Origin of the sequence: Terribacillus sp. JSM ZJ617 (assembly GCF_044383785.1) — a bacterium.
In the GTDB taxonomy this organism is placed as follows: Bacteria; Bacillota; Bacilli; order Bacillales; family Amphibacillaceae; genus Terribacillus.
Genome location: NZ_JBISEQ010000004.1, coordinates 268436 through 286690 on the forward strand (window position 1 = coordinate 268436; position 18255 = coordinate 286690).

Genomic DNA, 18255 nt, shown 5'->3' on the forward strand with positions numbered 1-18255 from the left:
CTGCGCGCGACGTCAAAGCTTTGTATAATAACGGATGCTATCCCGCAGAAATCGAGCTGCTCCTTCCATGATATTATTTTCGTAATAAGCCGCGAACCGCTCATCCTGGACATACATCTCTGCTAAACCTGCATGTGCTTCTTTGGAATAAGCAGGCCAAGTGAATTCCAGCCATTCCCGATGCAGCTCAGCTGCGTGCAAGGCTTCTGATGCTGTTGGATCTCCTGCCTGCATTGCAGTCTTCAGCTTTTCGAATAAACGCTGCTCGACTTCATTCATCTTTTTGTACTGTTCCTCCGTCAAACCACGGAATTTTTGATTGGAAGCTTCCACTGCTTCTTTGCCATATGCTTCTCTGATTTCTTCTCCATAATTGGCTTCATTTTCAGCAATTTTCTGTTCCTTGAAGCCTTTAAATTTCTCACTATCGACCATCGTTACCTTCCTTTCCATTGCTTCAATGCTTTTCTCCACGTTTCCAAGAAGCATACGGATATGCTCCTGCTTCTCTAATAAACGGTCACGGTGCTCTTCTAAAGCTTTCTTCCTATTGAAATACGGAGAATAAATAATGGTCTTGATTGTATCCAGATCCACATCCAACTCCCTAAAAAAAAGAATTTGCTGCAGCAGATCCACCTCTTTTTCCGTATAAATCCGATAGCCGCTCACATTGATTTCAGCCGGATGCAGCAAACCGATTTGATCGTAATAGCGCAATGTACGCTTGCTCACCCCAGCAAGCTCTGCCAGCTTTTGAACAGTGTATGTCATCATGCTTCCCTCCTTATGCTTATAACGATAAACGCTGACGCAGCGTCAACCGCAAGTATTTTTTAAAGAAAAAAGACAAACCGATAAAATCAGTTTGTCTCCAATGTGCTCCGCCACACAGACGGAGGAAGCTGGCCTTCTCGCAAGGCATTGATAAGTGGATAAGGCTGCAGATCCAGCTCTTCGAATTCTCCTGGAGTTGCCCAGAAGAATTGAAGATGCGGTTCCTGGCTCTCGATCTGCTCCTCATCAATCACCGTCTCAAACACATGCGTCAATTCGAAATGTACTGTATCTTCATACTGCCAGCTGTGCTCGAAGTCACCGAGGAAGCTGACAAGCTTTCCTTTCACACCAAGTTCCTCCTTCAGCTCACGCAGCAAGGCAGTTTCAGCACCTTCTCCAATTTCCACATGACCGCCAGGCAGGAAGCTGTTTTGCCATCCTTCCGCCTTAGCCAGCAGGATGCTGTCTCCTTTACGGATCACAGCACGTGCAAGCCGGTGGAACTCTTTCTTTTTCATATAATGGTAATCTCCTTAGAAGAAATCATAGATGTATGGTTCACGCCTTGGTATACTTTGCTCGAATTTCCGAATCATTTCCTCTGGTCCGTCTATCAACCCTGCCTGCCAAAGGACAAGCGGTCGCTTGTAACCAAACGCAATGGCAGAAAGCATGTTGATAGATAGCTTAATGCCTTTCGTCTCTGATGAGATTTCTGTGTTTTTGTCTTTAAAAGTAAACGTATCATTATTTTCCTGAATGATTGTATCCTCTACGTGCAGCACAACACCCGCAGGACTTCCTTGCCAATCATATTTCTCAAAGAAGGCAGGCACATCTAAAATACGCGCCATAAAGTACGGATAATGCTTCACCTCAAGCTGCGGATCCGGCAGCATAAAGATAAGCGGATCATGCGGTGGCAGGTCCAACTTTACTTCCTCAAACATGGAATCATGCTGCGCAAGGAAATTCCACAACCCGATACGAGAATCAGCCGTAAGGGCAACGAATTCCGACACATCCAGCTTGTCACGTGAAGCGATCTCATAAATGATATACCCTTGCGCTTTACCTTCAACATCACGATACAGAGCAATAAAATCATGGTCGCGGTATACCCGATTCTTCCACCAAAAATCCTCTCGTGCAAGCATGCCGCTGTATGTAGAGGAGTAAGCATTGTAGATATCTTCAATTTCCTGTGTATGTTCCTCTTTCTGTATACGCTCAATTGTGCCGTCCACCGGTGTCAGGCGCATGAGATCTTTCTTCTTCAATGTATAAATCGTTCGATCCGCAAATAACTCGTACCCAAACCTGCGATAGAAATCAACGTAGAATGGATGCAGCATCGAAACAGGCATCCCTTGCTCGCGCATGTGATAAAGCGTATCGGTTAATAGTCGCTTTATATATCCATTCCGGCGATATTCCGGATAAGTAGCCACCCCGGCAATCCCGCCCATCAGCATTGTCTGCTCACCAAGTTTGATCGAAAGCGGCAGCAGCTGCAGCTTGGCAGCCAGCTTCCCATTTTCCTTGATACCAAAAAGCTGCTGGTGCTGATCCATCTGCTCCAGTCTTGCGTCTCGCTTATCTTCCGGTATGCGGTACCGGAAAGCATACTCTGACATCTGCATTGCCGCTTCCAAATCCTGCTTCTGTAACCGTTCTGTCTGCATCCTGATCCCTCCTCTAATTTTCCCTTTTACTATAGCATAGACATGGACAAACCTTATCATCAACCTGCACTCTTTTTGGATGACTGATGTCTTTTCTTTTTATCTGCAGTAAGAAGAAAAATTGAAAGCAGCATCACACTTGCCCCTGCGATTTTTTGCCAAGTTACCTCAACCGGAAAGAACGGAAAAGAGATAACAGCGAGAAGTATCGGGCTAAATGCGCGTATCGTGTTGGCAATTGAAAATCTCAAATATTTTAACGCTTCATATAGGAACAACGTGCCAATGAAGCCCGTCAGTAAAGAAGATAATGCAATCAATCCTACACCCACAAACGATAAATTCCCTTCCCAAAGCTGTCCAGTAACAACTGCGTAAAGCGTCACAAAAACGAGCGCAATACAGTTATTGGTGAACAAGATTGAATTGGAGTCCTTATCGGTCGCCATAGTCCTTTTAATATAGATATTGGAAAGAGCAAAGAAGAATGTCTGGAAGAGTGCACATATGCTGCCTATCAAGCTGGCACCATATACGTTCGTCGTATCAATGAATAGAAAAATCCCTAACAGGGCTGCCAGGATAAAAAATGTCTCTTTTTTGTTCAGTCTCTCTCTCAGAATGAGAAGAGACAATAAGATGGCGAATACCGTATAGAAGCGGCCAATAAATCCTATCTCAACTGGAGATAACAAACTGGTGCTTATGTACAGGAGAATGACACCGAATGAATTCAGCACCCCTAGTAGAATCATCTCTTTGTCTGCATAGAAGGTTACTTTTTTACCTTTCATCCATCCGAAAAGGTAGCTTGCCAGTAAAATAACCAGCACATTGATGATTGCAGCTTGTGCCGGACTTATCTCCAGCACACCGAACTTCGCTAACAGAGGCCCAATCGCCATCATTAGAATAGATATAAGGTTATAGATATGTCCTTTTTTCTCCATATACATCTCCTTTCCTTCATCATCTTCTCTTATGTAGATAGATTCTTTCATTTCCTCTTTGATTACTACAATTAAACTCCTAAAATGTAATTTTAACTATATTTTTCCACCTAAAACCATAAATATAGTATATAATCCTCATGAAAAGCAAAATTCTCCCCCATACATACTCTTGTTTTTCAAAATATAAATAAGGAGTGTTTTGTTTAATGTTAGCACTTGCACTAATCTTTCTGGTTTTATTTTTAGCAGCACTTATATTTCTTGTTTTAGGGTTGATTAACCCAAAGCTAGCCTTCTTCAAGAAACGTCGTCACATCCTTTATGTCTATCCAGGTGCTATAATTCTCTTCTTCATTTGCATGGCATCCTTCATGTCCATGACAGGTGAAAATAATGCAACTTTAGCAACACAAAATAGCACAGACTTACAACAGAAACTAGATACTCTAACTATAGAGAAGGGCGAACTTCAGAATCAATTAGACGCATCAGTTCAGGAAGTGAAAGATCTGACAGATACAGTATCGGATCTTACGAAGAAAAACGATCAATTGACCGAGGATGTAGAGGAAAACGGCTCAAATAAAGAATCATTAGAAGCTAAGATTGAAACATTAGAAAAAGAGAAAGACGGATTGCAAAGTGATTTGGACTCTGAGAAAGAAAAAAACAGCACATTAACGACTCAGCTCTCAAATGCTGAAGACGAAATAGATAACCTAGAATCCAAGTCAACAGCATCAGTACAAACAGCTTCTAGTAGTAGTGATAATACTAATGAAGAGGCGTCGAGTAACACAGCGACAACCAGTGTTTATTTCGACAACTGTACTGCTGCCAAAGAAGCTGGAGCTGCACCGGTTCGCGATGGAGATCCTGGATATGGCAGACATCTTGATCGTGATGGAGATGGAGTAGGCTGCGAATGGTAAAGAAGGCTGTCTGATAATCAGACAGCCTTCTTTTTATCCCACGCCCATATACTCCCTTTTATATCTGTCAACGCAAAAAAAAGAGCGCCATTTCGGCGCTCTTCCTGTCTTTTTTATCGTTTATTCATATCATTTGGATGTGCACCTTTGCGGCGGCCTGAATCCAATTTATTGATTGCATCCATATCCTCTGCTGAAAGCTCGAAGTCGAATACTTGGAAGTTCTCTTCGATACGGGATGGTGTCACAGATTTCGGAATGACGATTGTGTCATTCTGAAGGTGCCAGCGAAGCACGACTTGTGCAGCTGTTTTACCAAGCTTTTCAGCAATTGCTGTCACAACTTCATCCTTCAGAACATCGCCGCCCTGATCAAGCGGGCTCCATGCTTCTACAAAGATATCATGCTTTTTACAGAAGTCTTTTAGTTCGTTTTGCGCCAAGTACGGGTGGCACTCCACTTGGTTCAAGACTGGCACGATCTCTGTTTCTTTCAATAGACGCTCCAAATGCTCGATTTCGAAGTTACATACGCCGATTGCTTTCACGCGACCGTCTTTGTAAAGTTTTTCTAATGCTTTGAATGTATCCACGTACTCATCGTATTGCGGTGTCGGCCAGTGGATTAGATAAAGATCCACATATTCAAGACCAAGACGGTCAAGACTTGCTTCAAAAGCTGCAATTGTGTTGTCGAAACCTTGATCGGAGTTCCAGACTTTTGTTGTGATAAACAAATCTTCTCTGTTCACGTTTGCTTCTTTGATGGCTTTGCCGACGCCGGCTTCATTTTTGTAAATCATTGCTGTGTCGATGCTTGTATAACCAACTTCAAGTGCTTTCGCTACTGCTGCAGTTGCTTCTTCATCTCCAACCTGCCAAACTCCAAAGCCAAGCTGTGGCATTTTCACGCCATTGTTCAGTGTTACATAGTTCATTTAAAAGCACTCCTTTAGCGGTTTTTCTCGTTTAGTATAGCGTTGTCTGAATTAACTGTCATGCAAAATGCCTATGCATTCACACGATCTCCAACGGTACTTTCGACGTCGGTGGCGGGAATTCCTTGTCTATTTTTGCAAGATCTTCTTTATTTAATACAAGATTTGCAGCTTCCGCATTTTCCACCGCATGGGGAGCCTGTCCCGCCTTTGGAATACTGAGCACATGTCCTGACTGAATCGTCCACGCTAAAGCAATCTGGGAAACGGACACATCATATGTTTTTGCCAGTTCACGAACTGCAGCATTGTGCAGAATCTCCTTACGATCACCTTGCGCTAACGGACAATACGCCATAATTGGTATACCTTTCTCCTTCTGCCACGGAATCAGATCATATTCAATTCCTCGCGCAGTAAGATTATAGAGCACTTGATTGACTGCACAATTCTGTCCGTTTTCTACATTCCATAACTCTTCCATATCATCAGTATCAAAATTCGACACACCCCAGCGCCGAATCTTCCCTTCTTCCTTCAGCTGTTCAAAAGCTGCAACTGTTTCTTCCAGCTGCACTCTTCCCCGCCAATGAAGCAGATACAAATCCAGATAGTCAGTTCCTAGCCGCTCCAAGGAACGGTCGCAGGCTGCCAGCACATCATCGTACGATGCATTGGATGGCAGCACCTTCGAAACAAGGAATACTTTCCCCCGGCGGTTAGCTATCGCCTCCCGTACCAGGCGTTCCGAGCGGCCGTTTCCATACATTTCTGCTGTATCTATTACCTGCAATTCCTGATCAATGCCTGTGCGCAAAGCCTGAATTTCATCATGTCGCCTTGACTCGTCATCCCCCATATTCCAAGTTCCTTGTCCGATTGCGGCGAGTTCCGTTCCATCCGGCAGGGTAACAGTTTTCATTGTATTCTCCTCCTTCATCATTTACTTTTTCCCGGTCAGCGATCTTTATCAAACGTTTGATCAATACATAGATGGCAGCTTAACTCCTCTTATTGGCAGGATACACCATCTGGTATTGTTTTTCCTCTGCTGACCGTTACACTGGAAATACGAATAAATAAAAGACAGGAGGCGCTCAATGAAAATCACAATTCAAGAGGACGATAATTGCCTCGAAACCGAAGTGCAAATCACTTGCCGTCAAACTGACTCTCGCATTTTGGAGCTCGTCAAAATCTTATCCGCCTCCAGTAAGGAAAGATTGTCTGGAGAGAGGAATGGAGAAGTGCATCTTCTGCAGCCTGACTCTATCTACTATATCGAGTCAGTGGATAATTCTGTATTTCTTTATGATAGGAACGCTGTATATCAATCCTCATTAAAGCTGTATCAAATTGAGGAGTCGCATTTCAGTCCCGATCTTATACGTATATCCAAATCTGTTATCGTCAATCTCTCCAAGGTGGAAAAAATAAAGCCCGCACTTGGCCGGAAACTTACAGCCACCCTCACAAACGGGGAAAAAGTAATGATTTCCAGGCAGTACGTACCGCAGCTCAAACATAAACTCGGAATTGGCAAGGAGGAATGAACGATGAAGACGTTTGTAAGTTTCATCCAATCATGGGGCATCATGTTTATGTTCTCTATTTTGGCGACAAGCATATACATTTATCTCTTTATCGGAAATAGCACAATGGATATTGCACTTGTACCTCAAAACCTGCTTATTACCTTTGTGCTTACGTGGATACAGATTTTGATTCTGGGTCGAGCAAATGAGTCTAATATCTTTACACGCTCACTTCTGTTCCTCTTTGTTGTTTTGGGTGCTTTCACAGGTTCCGCTGCCCTATTCGGCTGGTTTGATACAGGTAACTGGAAGCTGCTCGCGTTGTTATTTGCTCTTGTTATCTTCATTTATGTTGTCCTGTGGATCATCTACCGCCTTATTCACAGTGTTGAAGCAAAGCAATTGAATGAAGAACTGGCTAATTATAAAAGGAAGAAGGCTGGAGCGAATGAAAATAATTGAAATTAAAAATCTAACGAAGAACTATGGCAAGTTTAAAGCGGTGGATGACATATCCTTTGATGTGGAGAAAGGGCATCTTTTCGCATTTCTAGGTGTAAATGGCGCGGGAAAATCGACGACCATCCATATGATCGCCACCCGCCTCCAGCAGTCAAAGGGATCTATCTTCGTCGATGGCTTCCAAGCAGGCAAGAATGATGCAGAAATCCGCAAGCGGATCGGCTTGGTTTTTCAAGATAACGTACTGGATGATGTTTTGACCGTAAAGGAGAATCTCGACATGTGGGGGAGGTTCTATGGGTTGTCAAAAAACGAGACTCAGAAGAGTATCTCCTGGGTAACCGAAACCCTGCAGCTGGAACCGATCCTTATAAAGCAATTCCGGCAGCTGTCAGGCGGACAGAAACGGCGTGCAGAAATCGCCCGGGCTCTCCTTCACCGGCCAGCAATTCTATTTTTAGATGAACCGACAACGGGTCTGGATCCACAAACAAGAGTCGACGTATGGAAGACGATTGCAAGTCTGCAGCAGCAGCTCCAGATGACTGTCTTTCTGACAACGCATTACATGGAAGAAGCAGCAGAAGCCGATCAAATCGTGGTCATTGATAAAGGCAGAATCAAAGCACAAGGAACACCCGCAGAGTTAAAACGGCTTTACGCTTCAGATACATTGCGCTTACAAGTGAACGATAACGAATTAACAGTAAGGTATTTAGATGAACATCGTTACAGCTATAGCCTAAAGAACGACATTTTCCAGATTCTAGTTTCAAATAGCTTGCAAGCATACCCTATCCTCCGAGATTTAGAACGTATTGTCACTGATTTTGAATTAATCAAAGGCAGTCTGGACGATGTATTCATCAACTTAGTAAAGGAGAATATACATGCACACAATCTGGCAGCTGACAAAGCGCTCTAACCGACTATATTTTCGTGACAAAACTGCTGTCTTCATGTCTCTACTCACGACTGGTATCATCATCGTGCTTTATCTGCTTTTTCTCGCTGATGTGACAACTGATAGTGCCCAGCAAGCAGCGCAGGGAGCCGCCGGCATGAAAGAACTCATGCAAAGCTGGCTTCTAGCCGGGATCATCGTTGTTATTTCACTGACAGTCACGCTTTCCGTATTGGGCACAATGATCGAGGATGCTGCGAGCAATCAGCTGCACGCACTGCTCATTACACCTATCACCCGGACCCAATTGGTTATCGGATATTTATTATCCGCTTGGCTTATAGCTGTTCTATTTTCTGTAGGCGCATTATTGCTGGCCCAAAGCTACTTTTGGCTGACTGACAAACCTACCGTCAGTTGGAATAGCTTGCTATTGGCAATCGGTTTAATCATGCTAATTACTTTTTCTTCAGCTGCCTTCCTATTTGCCATTACAGTTTTAATCCGATCACGGAAATCATTTTCCTCCATGGGTACTCTGGTTGGCACCCTATCCGGATTCCTGCTTGGAATCTATATTCCTATCGGACAGCTGCCAGTATTCGTACAGGAAATAACCAAGTTCTTCCCACCGACTTATGGAGTTGCTGCACTGCGTGACGTTCTGATGCAGCCTGCTATAGACATTACTTTCGCAGATGCTCCGGCCTTCATTTTAGATGAGTTTAAAGAAACATTCGGTCTGCAGATTAATTTATTTGATGCTGCTGCCCAGTTTCCCGTCATACTCGGTATTCTTCTTTTGACGGGGGTTATATTTTTAAGTCTTGGTGTGTGGTTGCGATCTGTACGGATGTAGATTAACAAAACAAGAGTAATGGATACTAAAATAAGCACCTTCTTCGAAATTCGATGAAGGTGCTTTTATTAGCTAAACAAACGATTGATCATAAAACAAATTCCAACAAATTTCTATTCTTGAAGATACCGATACAACGTTGTCTTACTGATACCTGTTTCAATTGTTATATCCGCTATCGAGTACTTCTTACTGCGATACATATCGATAGCTTTTTGGACATTTCTATCTGGCTTGCGCGGTCTCCCTCCCGCTCGGTTCTTTGCTTTTGCTTCAGAAAGTCCTGCTTTGGTTCTTTCTCCTACTACTTCTTTCCGGAAAACAGCAATCTGCTCCAAATGCTTAAAGAATGAATCCTCTCTTGTATCAATATTATCTTCAATCGATACGAGGGATGTCTGCTTCTCCTGCAGATTACGGCAAATTTCTATTAGATGCTTTGTCGAATTTGCCAGGCTGTAAAGCTTACGTACAACAAGTACATCACCCGGCTGCAGGTTCTCCAGGAGCTCCTCTAATAAAGGTTGCCCCTGGGCGTCTTCCTTCTCCTCTATCACTGTTTCGCAGTTTATTATTTCTGCTGGCCGATGGCCCCATTTTTCCTGGACGAATTCCCGTATATATCCAATCATCATGTTATCTCACTCCAAATAAAGTACCAAAAACGGTAGTTTTGGTTCCAAAACTACCTGATTCGTGTTACAGTAAGCTTATCAAAATTCGGACACGACTTCTATGAGACTTAGAAGTCAACAAAATAATATAAGATGAGGTGTGTGTAAATTGGCAGCAGTACAATTAAATAAGCAATGGTTCGGCAACATCCGCGGAGACATTCTTTCCGGTATCGTTGTTGCTTTGGCTCTGATTCCTGAAGCGATAGCATTTTCCATCATCGCAGGCGTGGACCCGATGGTCGGATTGTATGCTTCCTTCTCGATGGCAGTCGTCATTGCCATTGTCGGCGGGAGACCGGCAATGATTTCTGCAGCAACAGGAGCAATGGCGTTATTGATGGTAACCTTGGTGAAGGAGCACGGGTTGCAATATTTATTTGCCACTACGATCCTGACTGGGGTATTACAGCTTTTATTCGGCGTATTAGGTATTGCCCGTTTTATGAAATTCATCCCGCGTTCTGTCATGATCGGATTCGTGAACGCACTCGCTATCCTGATTTTCATGGCACAGGTTCCGCATTTTATAGGAATCAATACAACTACCTATGTTGTAGTGGGGATCACGCTCGCCATCATCTATTTGTTCCCGCTCATCACCAAAGCCGTTCCTGCTCCGCTTGTAGCCATTTTGGCAGTGACGATATTGTCGTTGTTCCTGCATATTGATGTTCGGACTGTCGGGGATTTAGGGGAAATTAAACAAGCACTGCCTTCTTTCCTGATTCCAGACATTCCTCTCAACTTGGAGACCTTGCAAATTATCTTTCCGACTGCACTTGCTTTGTCGATTGTCGGATTGCTGGAATCCTTGCTGACTGCGTCCATCGTCGACGACATGACGGATACAGGCAGTAACAAGAACAAAGAAGCTCGCGGACAAGGTATTGCCAACATAGTAACTGGCTTTTTCGGTGGGATGGCAGGCTGCGCAATGATCGGACAGTCCGTCATCAATGTTAAATCCGGCGGACGCGGACGCCTTTCTACGCTTGTTGCAGGTATATTCCTGATGTTCTTGATTCTTGTATTAGGAGACTGGGTAGTGAAAATCCCTATGCCCGCTCTCGTGGGTGTGATGATCATGGTTTGTATCGGTACATTTGAATGGTCTTCCCTGCGCGGCATTACCCGCGTGCCTATATCGGATACAGCAGTTATGGTCGTGACTGTCATCGCTGTAGTGACAACACATAACCTGTCTATCGGTGTATTCATCGGCATCCTGTTGAGTGCCATTTTCTTTGTTGCGAAAATATCGAAAGTAAAAGTAGAAAAAAGTATCGGCACTGCATCAGGTCATATTCGATACACTATTTCCGGACAGCTTTTCTTCGCTTCTGTCACAGATTTCACGGATAGCTTTTCTTATGAGAATACAGCAAAGCAAGTGACACTCAATTTCACCAACACGCATGTTTGGGATGACTCCGCAGTGGCAGCCATTGACAAAGTCGTGCTAAAATTCATTGAGAAGGGCTCCTCCGTTACCTTAGAGGGGTTGAACAAGGATAGCCAAGCACTCATGCACAGATTGACAACTAGCGATTCAACACATGTGAACGTATCAAACCATTAAAAGGCGGTGCATCCATGTATAAGAAAATCGTAGTGGCAATTGATGGATCCGACCACTCCTTCCTTGCAGCAGAGCATGCCATACAGTTGGCAAAGCTGCAGCCGGGAACCCACGTCGAAGGAATTCAAGTACTTGATTATGAAAAGACAAAAGCAGATGTTCTGCACAGCACGGATCCAATTCAACTGCAAAGCAAACGTGACGAAAAGCTCCAGCGTTTTCGCGATGCGTTCGAAGCAGCATCCATCCATTACAAACTGATCATGAAACACGGCGAACCTGCACCGATGATCTTAGAGCATGCACGTGATACTCGAGCTGATCTCATTATCATGGGCAGCCGCGGACTGAATCCACTCCAGGAAATCGTCCTCGGAAGTGTCAGCAGCCGTGTAGCGAAACGCGCGAAATGTTCTGTCATGATCGTCAAATACCTGCCGTAACAAAAGGCTGCTGAATGATTTCGGCAGCCTTTTTAATACCTGCTATAGTAACCAAGAGGAGTGATGTAATGAAGATACGAAAGCTTTACCCAACTGAAACCCCTCCCATGGACCTTTTGCTCGAAGCAGACCCTTCTAAAACAAAGATAGAGGCATACCTTCGTTCCGGAAGCAGTTTTATTGCAGAAATAGGCAATCAAATCTCCGGCATCTATGTTCTATTGCAGACTAAATCAGACACCGCGGAAGTAGTTAATATTTCAGTAAGAGAAGCCGATCAAGGAAAGGGTGTCGGTAAAAAACTCATCCACCACGCCATTGGGCAAGCCCGCATACAAGGCTATGCTAAATTGGAAGTAGGGACAGGCAATTCAAGTATAGATCAAATCGCCTTCTACCAAAAATGCGGTTTCCGAATGAAAACAATAGATCATGATTTCTTTCTTCGCAACTATGAAGAACCTATTTTTGAAAATGGTATTCAGTGCCGGGATATGGTCCGTTTTGACTACAACCTGTAAACGGCTTTAATTCTTGTTTAATTTGTATTATCAATTTCTACGGTCACCAAGGTCCTTTTGACTGGATTTCTTTAATAAAACTTCCATTTTTCCAATTTAATTCCCTTAACCATCTAGATATTTAGTAGGATAAGATTATAATAATAATGCTGTCTTTATTATTTTTATACTATTATCCTGATGAGACAGGGAAAGGAGAACTTATGAAGTTCTGTAAAGAATGCGGTAAAGAACTGAAGCCCGGCGCCCAGTTCTGTAATAACTGCGGCACAAGCGCAAGCGGAACACCCACTCCCCAGCGCCAGCAGCAAGCCGCGCCCAAGAAGAAAATGAGTAAGAAGAACAAGATCATCCTAGCGAGTGTCATCGCAGTACTGATTATCTTGTTTGCCGGCTACAAGACTGGAGAAGCAATGACCAGTAAAGATAAGGTGATCGACGAGTTTGAAACGGCTTTAGCAGAGAAAGATGCAAAGAAACTTGCGAAGGTCCTTACTACAGATGATAAAGAGCTCAAGATTGATGAGGATTCCGTACAGGGACTCATAGCTTACTACAATGAAAATCCGGAAGAATTGGACATTTTAGTAGCGGATATGAGAAGCCAAACAGAGGAAACAGTTGCGTATGCCACTGGTCCTATCCACCTTTCTAAGGATGGGAAAAAACTTCTTCTGTATGATAATTACGAAATTAACGTTCAGCCCTATTACATAACTCTATCTACTGCTTATAAAGATACGGTGCTTAAAGTAGATGGGAAAGAAGTTGGGCAAGCAGACGCAGATGATTTCGAAAAGACATACGGCCCATTTGTACCAGGTACTCACGAAGTATCAGCTGAACTGACACACGATATGATAGAAATGGCTGCAACAGAAAGTATGGACCTCTACAGCGAGGATACGAACCCATACAGTGACCTGCAGGTGGAAGGTTCTATAACAGAAGATACGAGGAAACAAATCATGGATCAGATCAATGCGGTCGGTGATCAGCTGGCAAATGCCAAAGCTGCCAAAGACACAAGTCTGCTAAAAGATGCCGGAAAACCATTTAAGCAGATGGTCCAAGACGAAATCGACAGTTTGGATTCTTGGGATTATTCCTACGAGGGTTCCTACCTATCATCGGAATTCGACCTGGATACATTTAATGTAACCAAATTGGACACCGGCTGGGCGGTAACAGCGGACGTCAGCCAAACATTCAATGAAGCAGAAATTTATGATGAATCGACAGCTGATTTAGAGAAGCAGTCCCACGAACTGAGTTACGTCATGGTTTATGACGAAAAAGCAAAGAAATGGCAAGCATATGATGCCGATTATTCCTATTTCAGCTCCATCGGTGATAACACCGAGATAGTGGAGAACAAGAAGCCTACGGTATATGAAGCGGATGGATCCAGTAAATCCGATGAAACAAAAACGGCTGGCAGCAGTGCTGAAGGAGATATTCCTGACACAGCAGTCACATTGATGGACAACTACCTGCATGGCTTAATAGACGCAATTAATGATGATAGTTTCAGCAGCGTTTCTCCATATATGGCAGAAGGATCAGCGTTATACGAATCCCAACAGACACTTGTTGATAATTTGACATCCAAAAGCATCACAGAATCCCTGGATGATTACGAGATTACCAGCTATGAAGAAGACGGTGATTCGGCAACTATCACAACAAAAGAAACAATTACAATCTCATACAGCGACGGCACGTCCGAACAACAAGATTATGATTGGACATACACAGCAGAGAAATCGGGAGACGATTGGAAGCTGACGAATATTGAGTAAAACAAAAGAGACAGGATTTCCTGTCTCTTTTCCTAATTAAAAGATTGAAAATTGATTCATGAGTTCTTCCATTTGTTCTATTAGTTCTTCCAGATACATTCTTTGAGCAATATACAAAACAATCATTGTGCAGATAGTCACAAATAAAGAGCTGTATACAATATCCAAGCCACTTCTGCTATCACGATATAGGCTAACCAACACAAGCACTGGAACAATGAAAAAGGTACCAACGAAACCAATAGTAGTAAACCACAAGAAAAGATTAATGTTTACTAGTGCAAGCAGGAAACCTAATGCTACTAATCCTAGGAAAGGAATTAAATAGCTCCCGTACCTAACTATTATAGATTTGAAGCTTGTTTCAATCTTTGAGAGTTTGCTCGCAGCAAATACCAAAACTGCCACCACGAAAACAAAAAACGCAAAGAAAATGAACGGCTTGATAGCAAACTCGACAAATGATAACTCAATGTCTAGTTCATCCGCACTTAGCATGTCTCCAAAAAGAGGTACAGTGCTTATTTCCTTTAATAAATTCTTCATCCCGATATAAACTGTCAATCCTAAAAACACAGCGAAGAGAATCATCGTGATGATGCTATTCGTCAGATTGCTAACACCGTAGCGCTTACCTGAGCTAAATGGGTGTTTAATCACATCAGCAAAATAATGGAAAAATGATAATGATGCCTGTTTTGTGACCTCAAGGTACTCATTCGCCTTGGCACTTTCACCCGATAAAACTGCCTCTTGCTGTGTGTGACCTGCTGCAGTTTGCCCTTGCAAAGCCGCACCGCAATTCTCGCAAAACTTACTCCCCTCTGTATTGTTGTGTCCACATGACGGACAAGCTACCATAAAATCTACCCCTTACCTAAAATATTGCACATTTCTCTATGTACTTCCTCATTATACAAAAAATAGGCCAAAAGAGGCAGTACTTATCAGAATAAGCATGTAAAAAGGCATATATAAGTCATCATATGTACACCTTCTTTTTTGTCCATCTTATCAACTTCCTACATTAAGCCTCTGCCTTAGCCTGTGCTCTTGCGGCAAGTCGATAATAGCGACCATCAGATGCAACGACGTTTTCTCCGTGAAGAAGAACTGTCTCACCAGACGGCAAGTGAACAAAAGGAACTGCCTCCCGTTTCTCCGTGAATTTGATTTCGCGTTTAACATTGATTTCTTTGCGCTGATGGACGAGGTTCGCCAAGTCCTCGACGATGGCACTGGCCGTCGGCAGGGCACCGGCACCTGGCCCTTGAAGCTTCAGCTTGCCAACCAGATCACCTTCCACACATACAGCATTATCTACTCCATCCACACTGTACAGCGGGTGTCCAGCTGTTAGGATGACTGGTTCTACAGATGCCGTCACTTCTCCACCCGCATTTTCAAGCATGGCAACATGTTTAATTTTCCACCCTTGTTCTGCGGCTGCACGGATATCTTGTGAGGAAACCGAACGGATTCCCCTGCGCGTGACCTTCTCCCAATCCGGCTGGGCTTCAAATAACAAATCACTCAACACCATTAGTTTATAAAACGCATCCCAGCCATCAACATCATTGGCGGGATCTGCTTCTGCAAAACCAGCTTCCTGCGCAAGACGCAGCGCCTCTCCAAATGGAAGGCCCTTATCGTACATTTCCGTCAGAATGAAGTTAGATGTGCCATTTAAAATCGCCTCTACTTTGACGACATGGTTAATATGCAGAAGCTGCTTCAGCGTCCCAATCACCGGTACACCGCCGGCGACTGCTGCTTCATATTCCAGCCGAACACCTTTATCCTTTGCCAATTGCTTCAACTCCGCGCCCCGGGAAGCAATCAATTCTTTATTCGCCGTGATGATATGACAGCCGTGCTGGATTGCTTCCGTTAAATAACTGAAAGCAGGCTCAATTCCGACACTCGCTTCGATGATCACATCAAGATCTGATATAGAGAACAACTCCGCTGCATCGTCTGTCAGCAATGCGTCCGTCACTTGCTGCGCATACTTCTGCTTTTCCCGCACCAAGACACCTGCCACATGTACCTCCTTCCCGAAAATCGCCTGCAGGTTCTCCTGATGGGAGCGGATCGTCCTCCCTACAGCGCTTCCTACTGTGCCGTATCCTATCAATCCAATCTTCACTGCTGTCATTTGCTTTGCCTCCTCGAATGATTTTCTGCATAAAAAAAGCCTCCCTGAGAGGACAGGGAGACGAATGTACCGTGCTGTGTCTTCTCTCATCTACAGGAATTAGCACCTATACAAGTCAAAGTTACACTTGCAGGTTGCCGGGCATCATCGGGCCAGTCCCTCCGCCGCTCTTGATAAGAGTTTTGTATTCATTTGTTATGAAGGAGTTTAGCATGAATAATATATAGAGTCAACTGAAAATTCTAACAACATTACCCAACAAGACTGTCATAAAGGGAACGTGCTCGGCTTATATCGGCCACACCATGAATGATTGCTCTGCCATCAGCAAATAGGACAATTCTATGACCATTGTATTGAAAAGCCAGCAGGTATTCATTAACAGTGATCTGGTCGACTGCACAAACCCACTCTTCAGATAAAGCTCGCAGGTTCAATGATTTTTTGACGCTAGGCCTTATATGGACAGCCTCCCTTCCGCAAAGGACATCCAGTCTCGTCCGGGAGGAGCCATTCAAAAAAGGCAATCCTGCATGTGTGCCGCAGCTGGGACAACTTGAATTGCGAAGGTTTTTCACGTCCACTCTCGTATATTCCCCTGTCCAAATATCAAATGCACATAGTTCTGCCTTTACTTCCTGACCGCATAAGATTCGTAATGCTTGTGTCACTTGCATCGCCGCCACCCATTGGACAATCGGGCTGATGATTCCTGCCGTATCACATGTTTCGCTTTGCTGCGGAAGCTGTTCCAGGAGACAGTGAAGACATGGAGTATCTTTATTGGCAAGTACTGGGTAGGTTATCCCGTAGCTGCCCACACATGCACCATATAAGTACGGAATACCGTGCTTCAATGCTGCATCATTGACGATTAAACGTGTCTCGAAATTATCGGTAGCATCCACTATTACATCAGCACCTTCAATCAAGTGCTCGATATTATGGTAATCAACATTTTCAATTACGGTATGCAGCGTCACTTGCTGATTGATTGCCTGTAGTCGCTCCTTTGCTGCAGAAGCTTTCGGCAAATAGGCAGCAGCATCTTGCTCTGTATACAGCTGCTGGCGCTGGAGATTATGGAATTCAACATAATCCCGATCAATAAGCATCAGTTCTCCAATACCAGCACGCACAAGCATCTCTGCAGAAGCAGAGCCTAATGCCCCCATCCCAATTAAGACAATTTTACCGTTTTCCACCTGTGCCTGCCCATCCTTGCCGATGAACAGCTCCTGTTTCCGATAACGATCCTTCATCAGGTAAACAAACCTTCATTCGGGCTGCTAGCTACTGCGTAATTTTTTTCGGGAATTCTTCCTGCTTCAAAACCTAAACGACCTGCTTCAATAGCCAGCTTCATCGCATATGCCATTCGAACAGGGTCTGCAGCTCCGGACACAGCTGTATTCAACAAGACACCATCCGCCCCGAGCTCCATTGCATACACAGCATCTTTTGGCGAACCAATACCAGCATCAACAATGACCGGTACACTGCTCTGTTCAATGATCATACGCAGGTTGAAAGGATTGATGATACCTTTTCCCGAACCAATTGGCGATGCACCTGGCATAATCGCATGTACTCCCAGATTCACGAGCCGCTTGGCCAAGACAACATCATCCGACGTGTAAGGCAGGACAATGAAGCCCTCTTCCAACAGCATTTCAGATGCCCGCAGTGTCTCTATTGGATCAGGAAGCAATGTCCGGTCACAGCCAATCACTTCCACCTTCACCATATCGCATAACCCCGAAGCTTTAGCCAGTTTGGCAATACGAACAGCCTCTTCTGCTGTCTTTGCCCCTGCTGTATTCGGAAGTAAAGAGTACTTTTCCAGATCCAGCTGTTCCAGGAAATTTGGCTGGGATGGCTCAAAGATATCCATCCGCCTCACAGCAAATGTCAGTATCTCTGCCTTCGAAATATCGACTGCCTTTTCCTGCACCTCAAATGACGGGTATTTGCCTGTTCCCAATAATAAGCGGGAAGCAAAAGTCTTCTCTGCAATCTGTAACATT

The 18255-nt window shown here is 44.0% G+C and carries 20 protein-coding genes and 1 riboswitch; of the genes, 9 read left to right on the forward strand and 11 right to left on the reverse strand.

The features are described from left to right. Positions 1 to 12: 12 nt before the first annotated feature. The 4 genes from ACH6C1_RS14905 to ACH6C1_RS14920 form a co-directional block, all read right to left on the reverse strand. A complete protein-coding gene (locus tag ACH6C1_RS14905) occupies positions 13 to 777 on the reverse strand; it encodes a MerR family transcriptional regulator (RefSeq protein WP_374078370.1) in 765 nt (254 codons plus the stop codon). A gap of 86 nt (positions 778 to 863) precedes the next feature. Further along, positions 864 to 1298 (reverse strand): NUDIX domain-containing protein, encoded by a 435-nt coding sequence (locus ACH6C1_RS14910; protein ID WP_374078373.1) that lies wholly within the window; start codon positions 1296 to 1298, stop codon positions 864 to 866. A 15-nt stretch (positions 1299 to 1313) separates the two neighbouring features. Further along, positions 1314 to 2465, reverse strand: coding sequence for a GNAT family N-acetyltransferase (locus ACH6C1_RS14915; protein WP_374078376.1), 1152 nt, complete (start codon positions 2463 to 2465; stop codon positions 1314 to 1316). Between the two features lie 59 nt (positions 2466 to 2524). Next, complete coding sequence (locus tag ACH6C1_RS14920) at positions 2525 to 3415, reverse strand: DMT family transporter (protein ID WP_374078379.1); 891 nt, start codon at positions 3413 to 3415, stop codon at positions 2525 to 2527. Positions 3416 to 3624: 209 nt separating this feature from the next. On the opposite strand from ACH6C1_RS14920, the gene ACH6C1_RS14925 reads away from it, so the two are divergent. Then, positions 3625 to 4350 carry an excalibur calcium-binding domain-containing protein gene (locus tag ACH6C1_RS14925; protein ID WP_374078382.1) on the forward strand — a complete coding sequence of 242 codons (726 nt, stop codon included), beginning with the start codon at positions 3625 to 3627 and terminating at the stop codon, positions 4348 to 4350. A 113-nt stretch (positions 4351 to 4463) separates the two neighbouring features. On the opposite strand, the gene ACH6C1_RS14930 is transcribed toward ACH6C1_RS14925, so the two are convergent. Both ACH6C1_RS14930 and ACH6C1_RS14935 read right to left on the reverse strand, forming a co-directional pair. After that, positions 4464 to 5288 (reverse strand): aldo/keto reductase, encoded by an 825-nt coding sequence (locus tag ACH6C1_RS14930; RefSeq protein WP_374078384.1) that lies wholly within the window; start codon positions 5286 to 5288, stop codon positions 4464 to 4466. A gap of 79 nt (positions 5289 to 5367) precedes the next feature. Further along, complete coding sequence (locus tag ACH6C1_RS14935; protein WP_374078386.1) at positions 5368 to 6210, reverse strand: aldo/keto reductase; 843 nt, start codon at positions 6208 to 6210, stop codon at positions 5368 to 5370. 178 nt (positions 6211 to 6388) lie between these two features. Here ACH6C1_RS14935 and ACH6C1_RS14940 point away from each other — a divergent pair, with 178 nt between their 5' ends. The 4 genes from ACH6C1_RS14940 to ACH6C1_RS14955 are packed head-to-tail and all read left to right on the forward strand — an operon-like array spanning position 6389 to position 9048. After that, positions 6389 to 6841 carry a LytTR family DNA-binding domain-containing protein gene (locus ACH6C1_RS14940; RefSeq protein WP_374078389.1) on the forward strand — a complete coding sequence of 151 codons (453 nt, stop codon included), beginning with the start codon at positions 6389 to 6391 and terminating at the stop codon, positions 6839 to 6841. Positions 6842 to 6844: 3 nt separating this feature from the next. Next, on the forward strand, positions 6845 to 7285 hold the full coding sequence (locus ACH6C1_RS14945) for a hypothetical protein (RefSeq protein WP_374078392.1): 441 nt from the start codon (positions 6845 to 6847) through the stop codon (positions 7283 to 7285). Continuing rightward, on the forward strand, positions 7272 to 8210 hold the full coding sequence (locus tag ACH6C1_RS14950) for an ABC transporter ATP-binding protein (protein WP_374078394.1): 939 nt from the start codon (positions 7272 to 7274) through the stop codon (positions 8208 to 8210). The genes ACH6C1_RS14945 and ACH6C1_RS14950 overlap by 14 nt, the downstream gene beginning before the upstream one ends. Beyond that, entirely contained in the window at positions 8176 to 9048 is an 873-nt protein-coding gene (locus ACH6C1_RS14955) for an ABC transporter permease (protein ID WP_374078396.1), read from the forward strand. The genes ACH6C1_RS14950 and ACH6C1_RS14955 overlap by 35 nt, the downstream gene beginning before the upstream one ends. Before the next feature lie 113 nt (positions 9049 to 9161). On the opposite strand, the gene ACH6C1_RS14960 is transcribed toward ACH6C1_RS14955, so the two are convergent. Then, positions 9162 to 9683 (reverse strand): recombinase family protein, encoded by a 522-nt coding sequence (locus ACH6C1_RS14960; RefSeq protein ID WP_374078398.1) that lies wholly within the window; start codon positions 9681 to 9683, stop codon positions 9162 to 9164. A 148-nt stretch (positions 9684 to 9831) separates the two neighbouring features. On the opposite strand from ACH6C1_RS14960, the gene ACH6C1_RS14965 reads away from it, so the two are divergent. From ACH6C1_RS14965 to ACH6C1_RS14980, 4 genes are all read left to right on the forward strand, one after another. Then, entirely contained in the window at positions 9832 to 11304 is a 1473-nt protein-coding gene (locus ACH6C1_RS14965; RefSeq protein WP_374078402.1) for a SulP family inorganic anion transporter, read from the forward strand. 14 nt (positions 11305 to 11318) lie between these two features. Beyond that, on the forward strand, positions 11319 to 11747 hold the full coding sequence (locus tag ACH6C1_RS14970; protein WP_374078405.1) for a universal stress protein: 429 nt from the start codon (positions 11319 to 11321) through the stop codon (positions 11745 to 11747). A gap of 68 nt (positions 11748 to 11815) precedes the next feature. Next, the gene (locus tag ACH6C1_RS14975; protein ID WP_374078408.1) at positions 11816 to 12268 is read left to right on the forward strand and encodes a GNAT family N-acetyltransferase; all 453 of its coding nucleotides are present in this window, start codon (positions 11816 to 11818) and stop codon (positions 12266 to 12268) included. Between the two features lie 203 nt (positions 12269 to 12471). Next, positions 12472 to 14070 carry a zinc ribbon domain-containing protein gene (locus tag ACH6C1_RS14980; protein ID WP_374078410.1) on the forward strand — a complete coding sequence of 533 codons (1599 nt, stop codon included), beginning with the start codon at positions 12472 to 12474 and terminating at the stop codon, positions 14068 to 14070. Between the two features lie 36 nt (positions 14071 to 14106). On the opposite strand, the gene ACH6C1_RS14985 is transcribed toward ACH6C1_RS14980, so the two are convergent. The 4 genes from ACH6C1_RS14985 to ACH6C1_RS15000 form a co-directional block, all read right to left on the reverse strand. Then, a complete protein-coding gene (locus ACH6C1_RS14985) occupies positions 14107 to 14931 on the reverse strand; it encodes a zinc ribbon domain-containing protein (protein ID WP_374078412.1) in 825 nt (274 codons plus the stop codon). Positions 14932 to 15097: 166 nt separating this feature from the next. Continuing rightward, positions 15098 to 16228, reverse strand: a complete 1131-nt coding sequence (locus ACH6C1_RS14990; protein WP_374078414.1) for a homoserine dehydrogenase — start codon at positions 16226 to 16228, stop codon at positions 15098 to 15100. A gap of 83 nt (positions 16229 to 16311) precedes the next feature. Continuing rightward, positions 16312 to 16408: riboswitch (SAM riboswitch) on the reverse strand. A gap of 71 nt (positions 16409 to 16479) precedes the next feature. After that, on the reverse strand, positions 16480 to 17490 hold the full coding sequence (locus ACH6C1_RS14995) for a ThiF family adenylyltransferase (protein ID WP_374078417.1): 1011 nt from the start codon (positions 17488 to 17490) through the stop codon (positions 16480 to 16482). Then, positions 17490 to 18254 carry a thiazole synthase gene (locus tag ACH6C1_RS15000; protein WP_374078421.1) on the reverse strand — a complete coding sequence of 255 codons (765 nt, stop codon included), beginning with the start codon at positions 18252 to 18254 and terminating at the stop codon, positions 17490 to 17492. The genes ACH6C1_RS14995 and ACH6C1_RS15000 overlap by 1 nt, the downstream gene beginning before the upstream one ends. Position 18255 lies beyond the last annotated feature (1 nt).

Coding starts and splice junctions, on each gene's coding strand:
- ACH6C1_RS14905 (WP_374078370.1), bottom strand. CDS start 777: ATGATGACATACACTGTTCAAAAGCTGGCAGAGCTTGCTGGGGTGAGC.
- ACH6C1_RS14910 (WP_374078373.1), bottom strand. CDS start 1,298: ATGAAAAAGAAAGAGTTCCACCGGCTTGCACGTGCTGTGATCCGTAAA.
- ACH6C1_RS14915 (WP_374078376.1), bottom strand. CDS start 2,465: ATGCAGACAGAACGGTTACAGAAGCAGGATTTGGAAGCGGCAATGCAG.
- ACH6C1_RS14920 (WP_374078379.1), bottom strand. CDS start 3,415: ATGGAGAAAAAAGGACATATCTATAACCTTATATCTATTCTAATGATG.
- ACH6C1_RS14925 (WP_374078382.1), top strand. CDS start 3,625: ATGTTAGCACTTGCACTAATCTTTCTGGTTTTATTTTTAGCAGCACTT.
- ACH6C1_RS14930 (WP_374078384.1), bottom strand. CDS start 5,288: ATGAACTATGTAACACTGAACAATGGCGTGAAAATGCCACAGCTTGGC.
- ACH6C1_RS14935 (WP_374078386.1), bottom strand. CDS start 6,210: ATGAAAACTGTTACCCTGCCGGATGGAACGGAACTCGCCGCAATCGGA.
- ACH6C1_RS14940 (WP_374078389.1), top strand. CDS start 6,389: ATGAAAATCACAATTCAAGAGGACGATAATTGCCTCGAAACCGAAGTG.
- ACH6C1_RS14945 (WP_374078392.1), top strand. CDS start 6,845: ATGAAGACGTTTGTAAGTTTCATCCAATCATGGGGCATCATGTTTATG.
- ACH6C1_RS14950 (WP_374078394.1), top strand. CDS start 7,272: ATGAAAATAATTGAAATTAAAAATCTAACGAAGAACTATGGCAAGTTT.
- ACH6C1_RS14955 (WP_374078396.1), top strand. CDS start 8,176: ATGCACACAATCTGGCAGCTGACAAAGCGCTCTAACCGACTATATTTT.
- ACH6C1_RS14960 (WP_374078398.1), bottom strand. CDS start 9,683: ATGATGATTGGATATATACGGGAATTCGTCCAGGAAAAATGGGGCCAT.
- ACH6C1_RS14970 (WP_374078405.1), top strand. CDS start 11,319: ATGTATAAGAAAATCGTAGTGGCAATTGATGGATCCGACCACTCCTTC.
- ACH6C1_RS14975 (WP_374078408.1), top strand. CDS start 11,816: ATGAAGATACGAAAGCTTTACCCAACTGAAACCCCTCCCATGGACCTT.
- ACH6C1_RS14980 (WP_374078410.1), top strand. CDS start 12,472: ATGAAGTTCTGTAAAGAATGCGGTAAAGAACTGAAGCCCGGCGCCCAG.
- ACH6C1_RS14985 (WP_374078412.1), bottom strand. CDS start 14,931: ATGGTAGCTTGTCCGTCATGTGGACACAACAATACAGAGGGGAGTAAG.
- ACH6C1_RS14990 (WP_374078414.1), bottom strand. CDS start 16,228: ATGACAGCAGTGAAGATTGGATTGATAGGATACGGCACAGTAGGAAGC.
- ACH6C1_RS14995 (WP_374078417.1), bottom strand. CDS start 17,490: ATGAAGGATCGTTATCGGAAACAGGAGCTGTTCATCGGCAAGGATGGG.
- ACH6C1_RS15000 (WP_374078421.1), bottom strand. CDS start 18,254: ATGTTACAGATTGCAGAGAAGACTTTTGCTTCCCGCTTATTATTGGGA.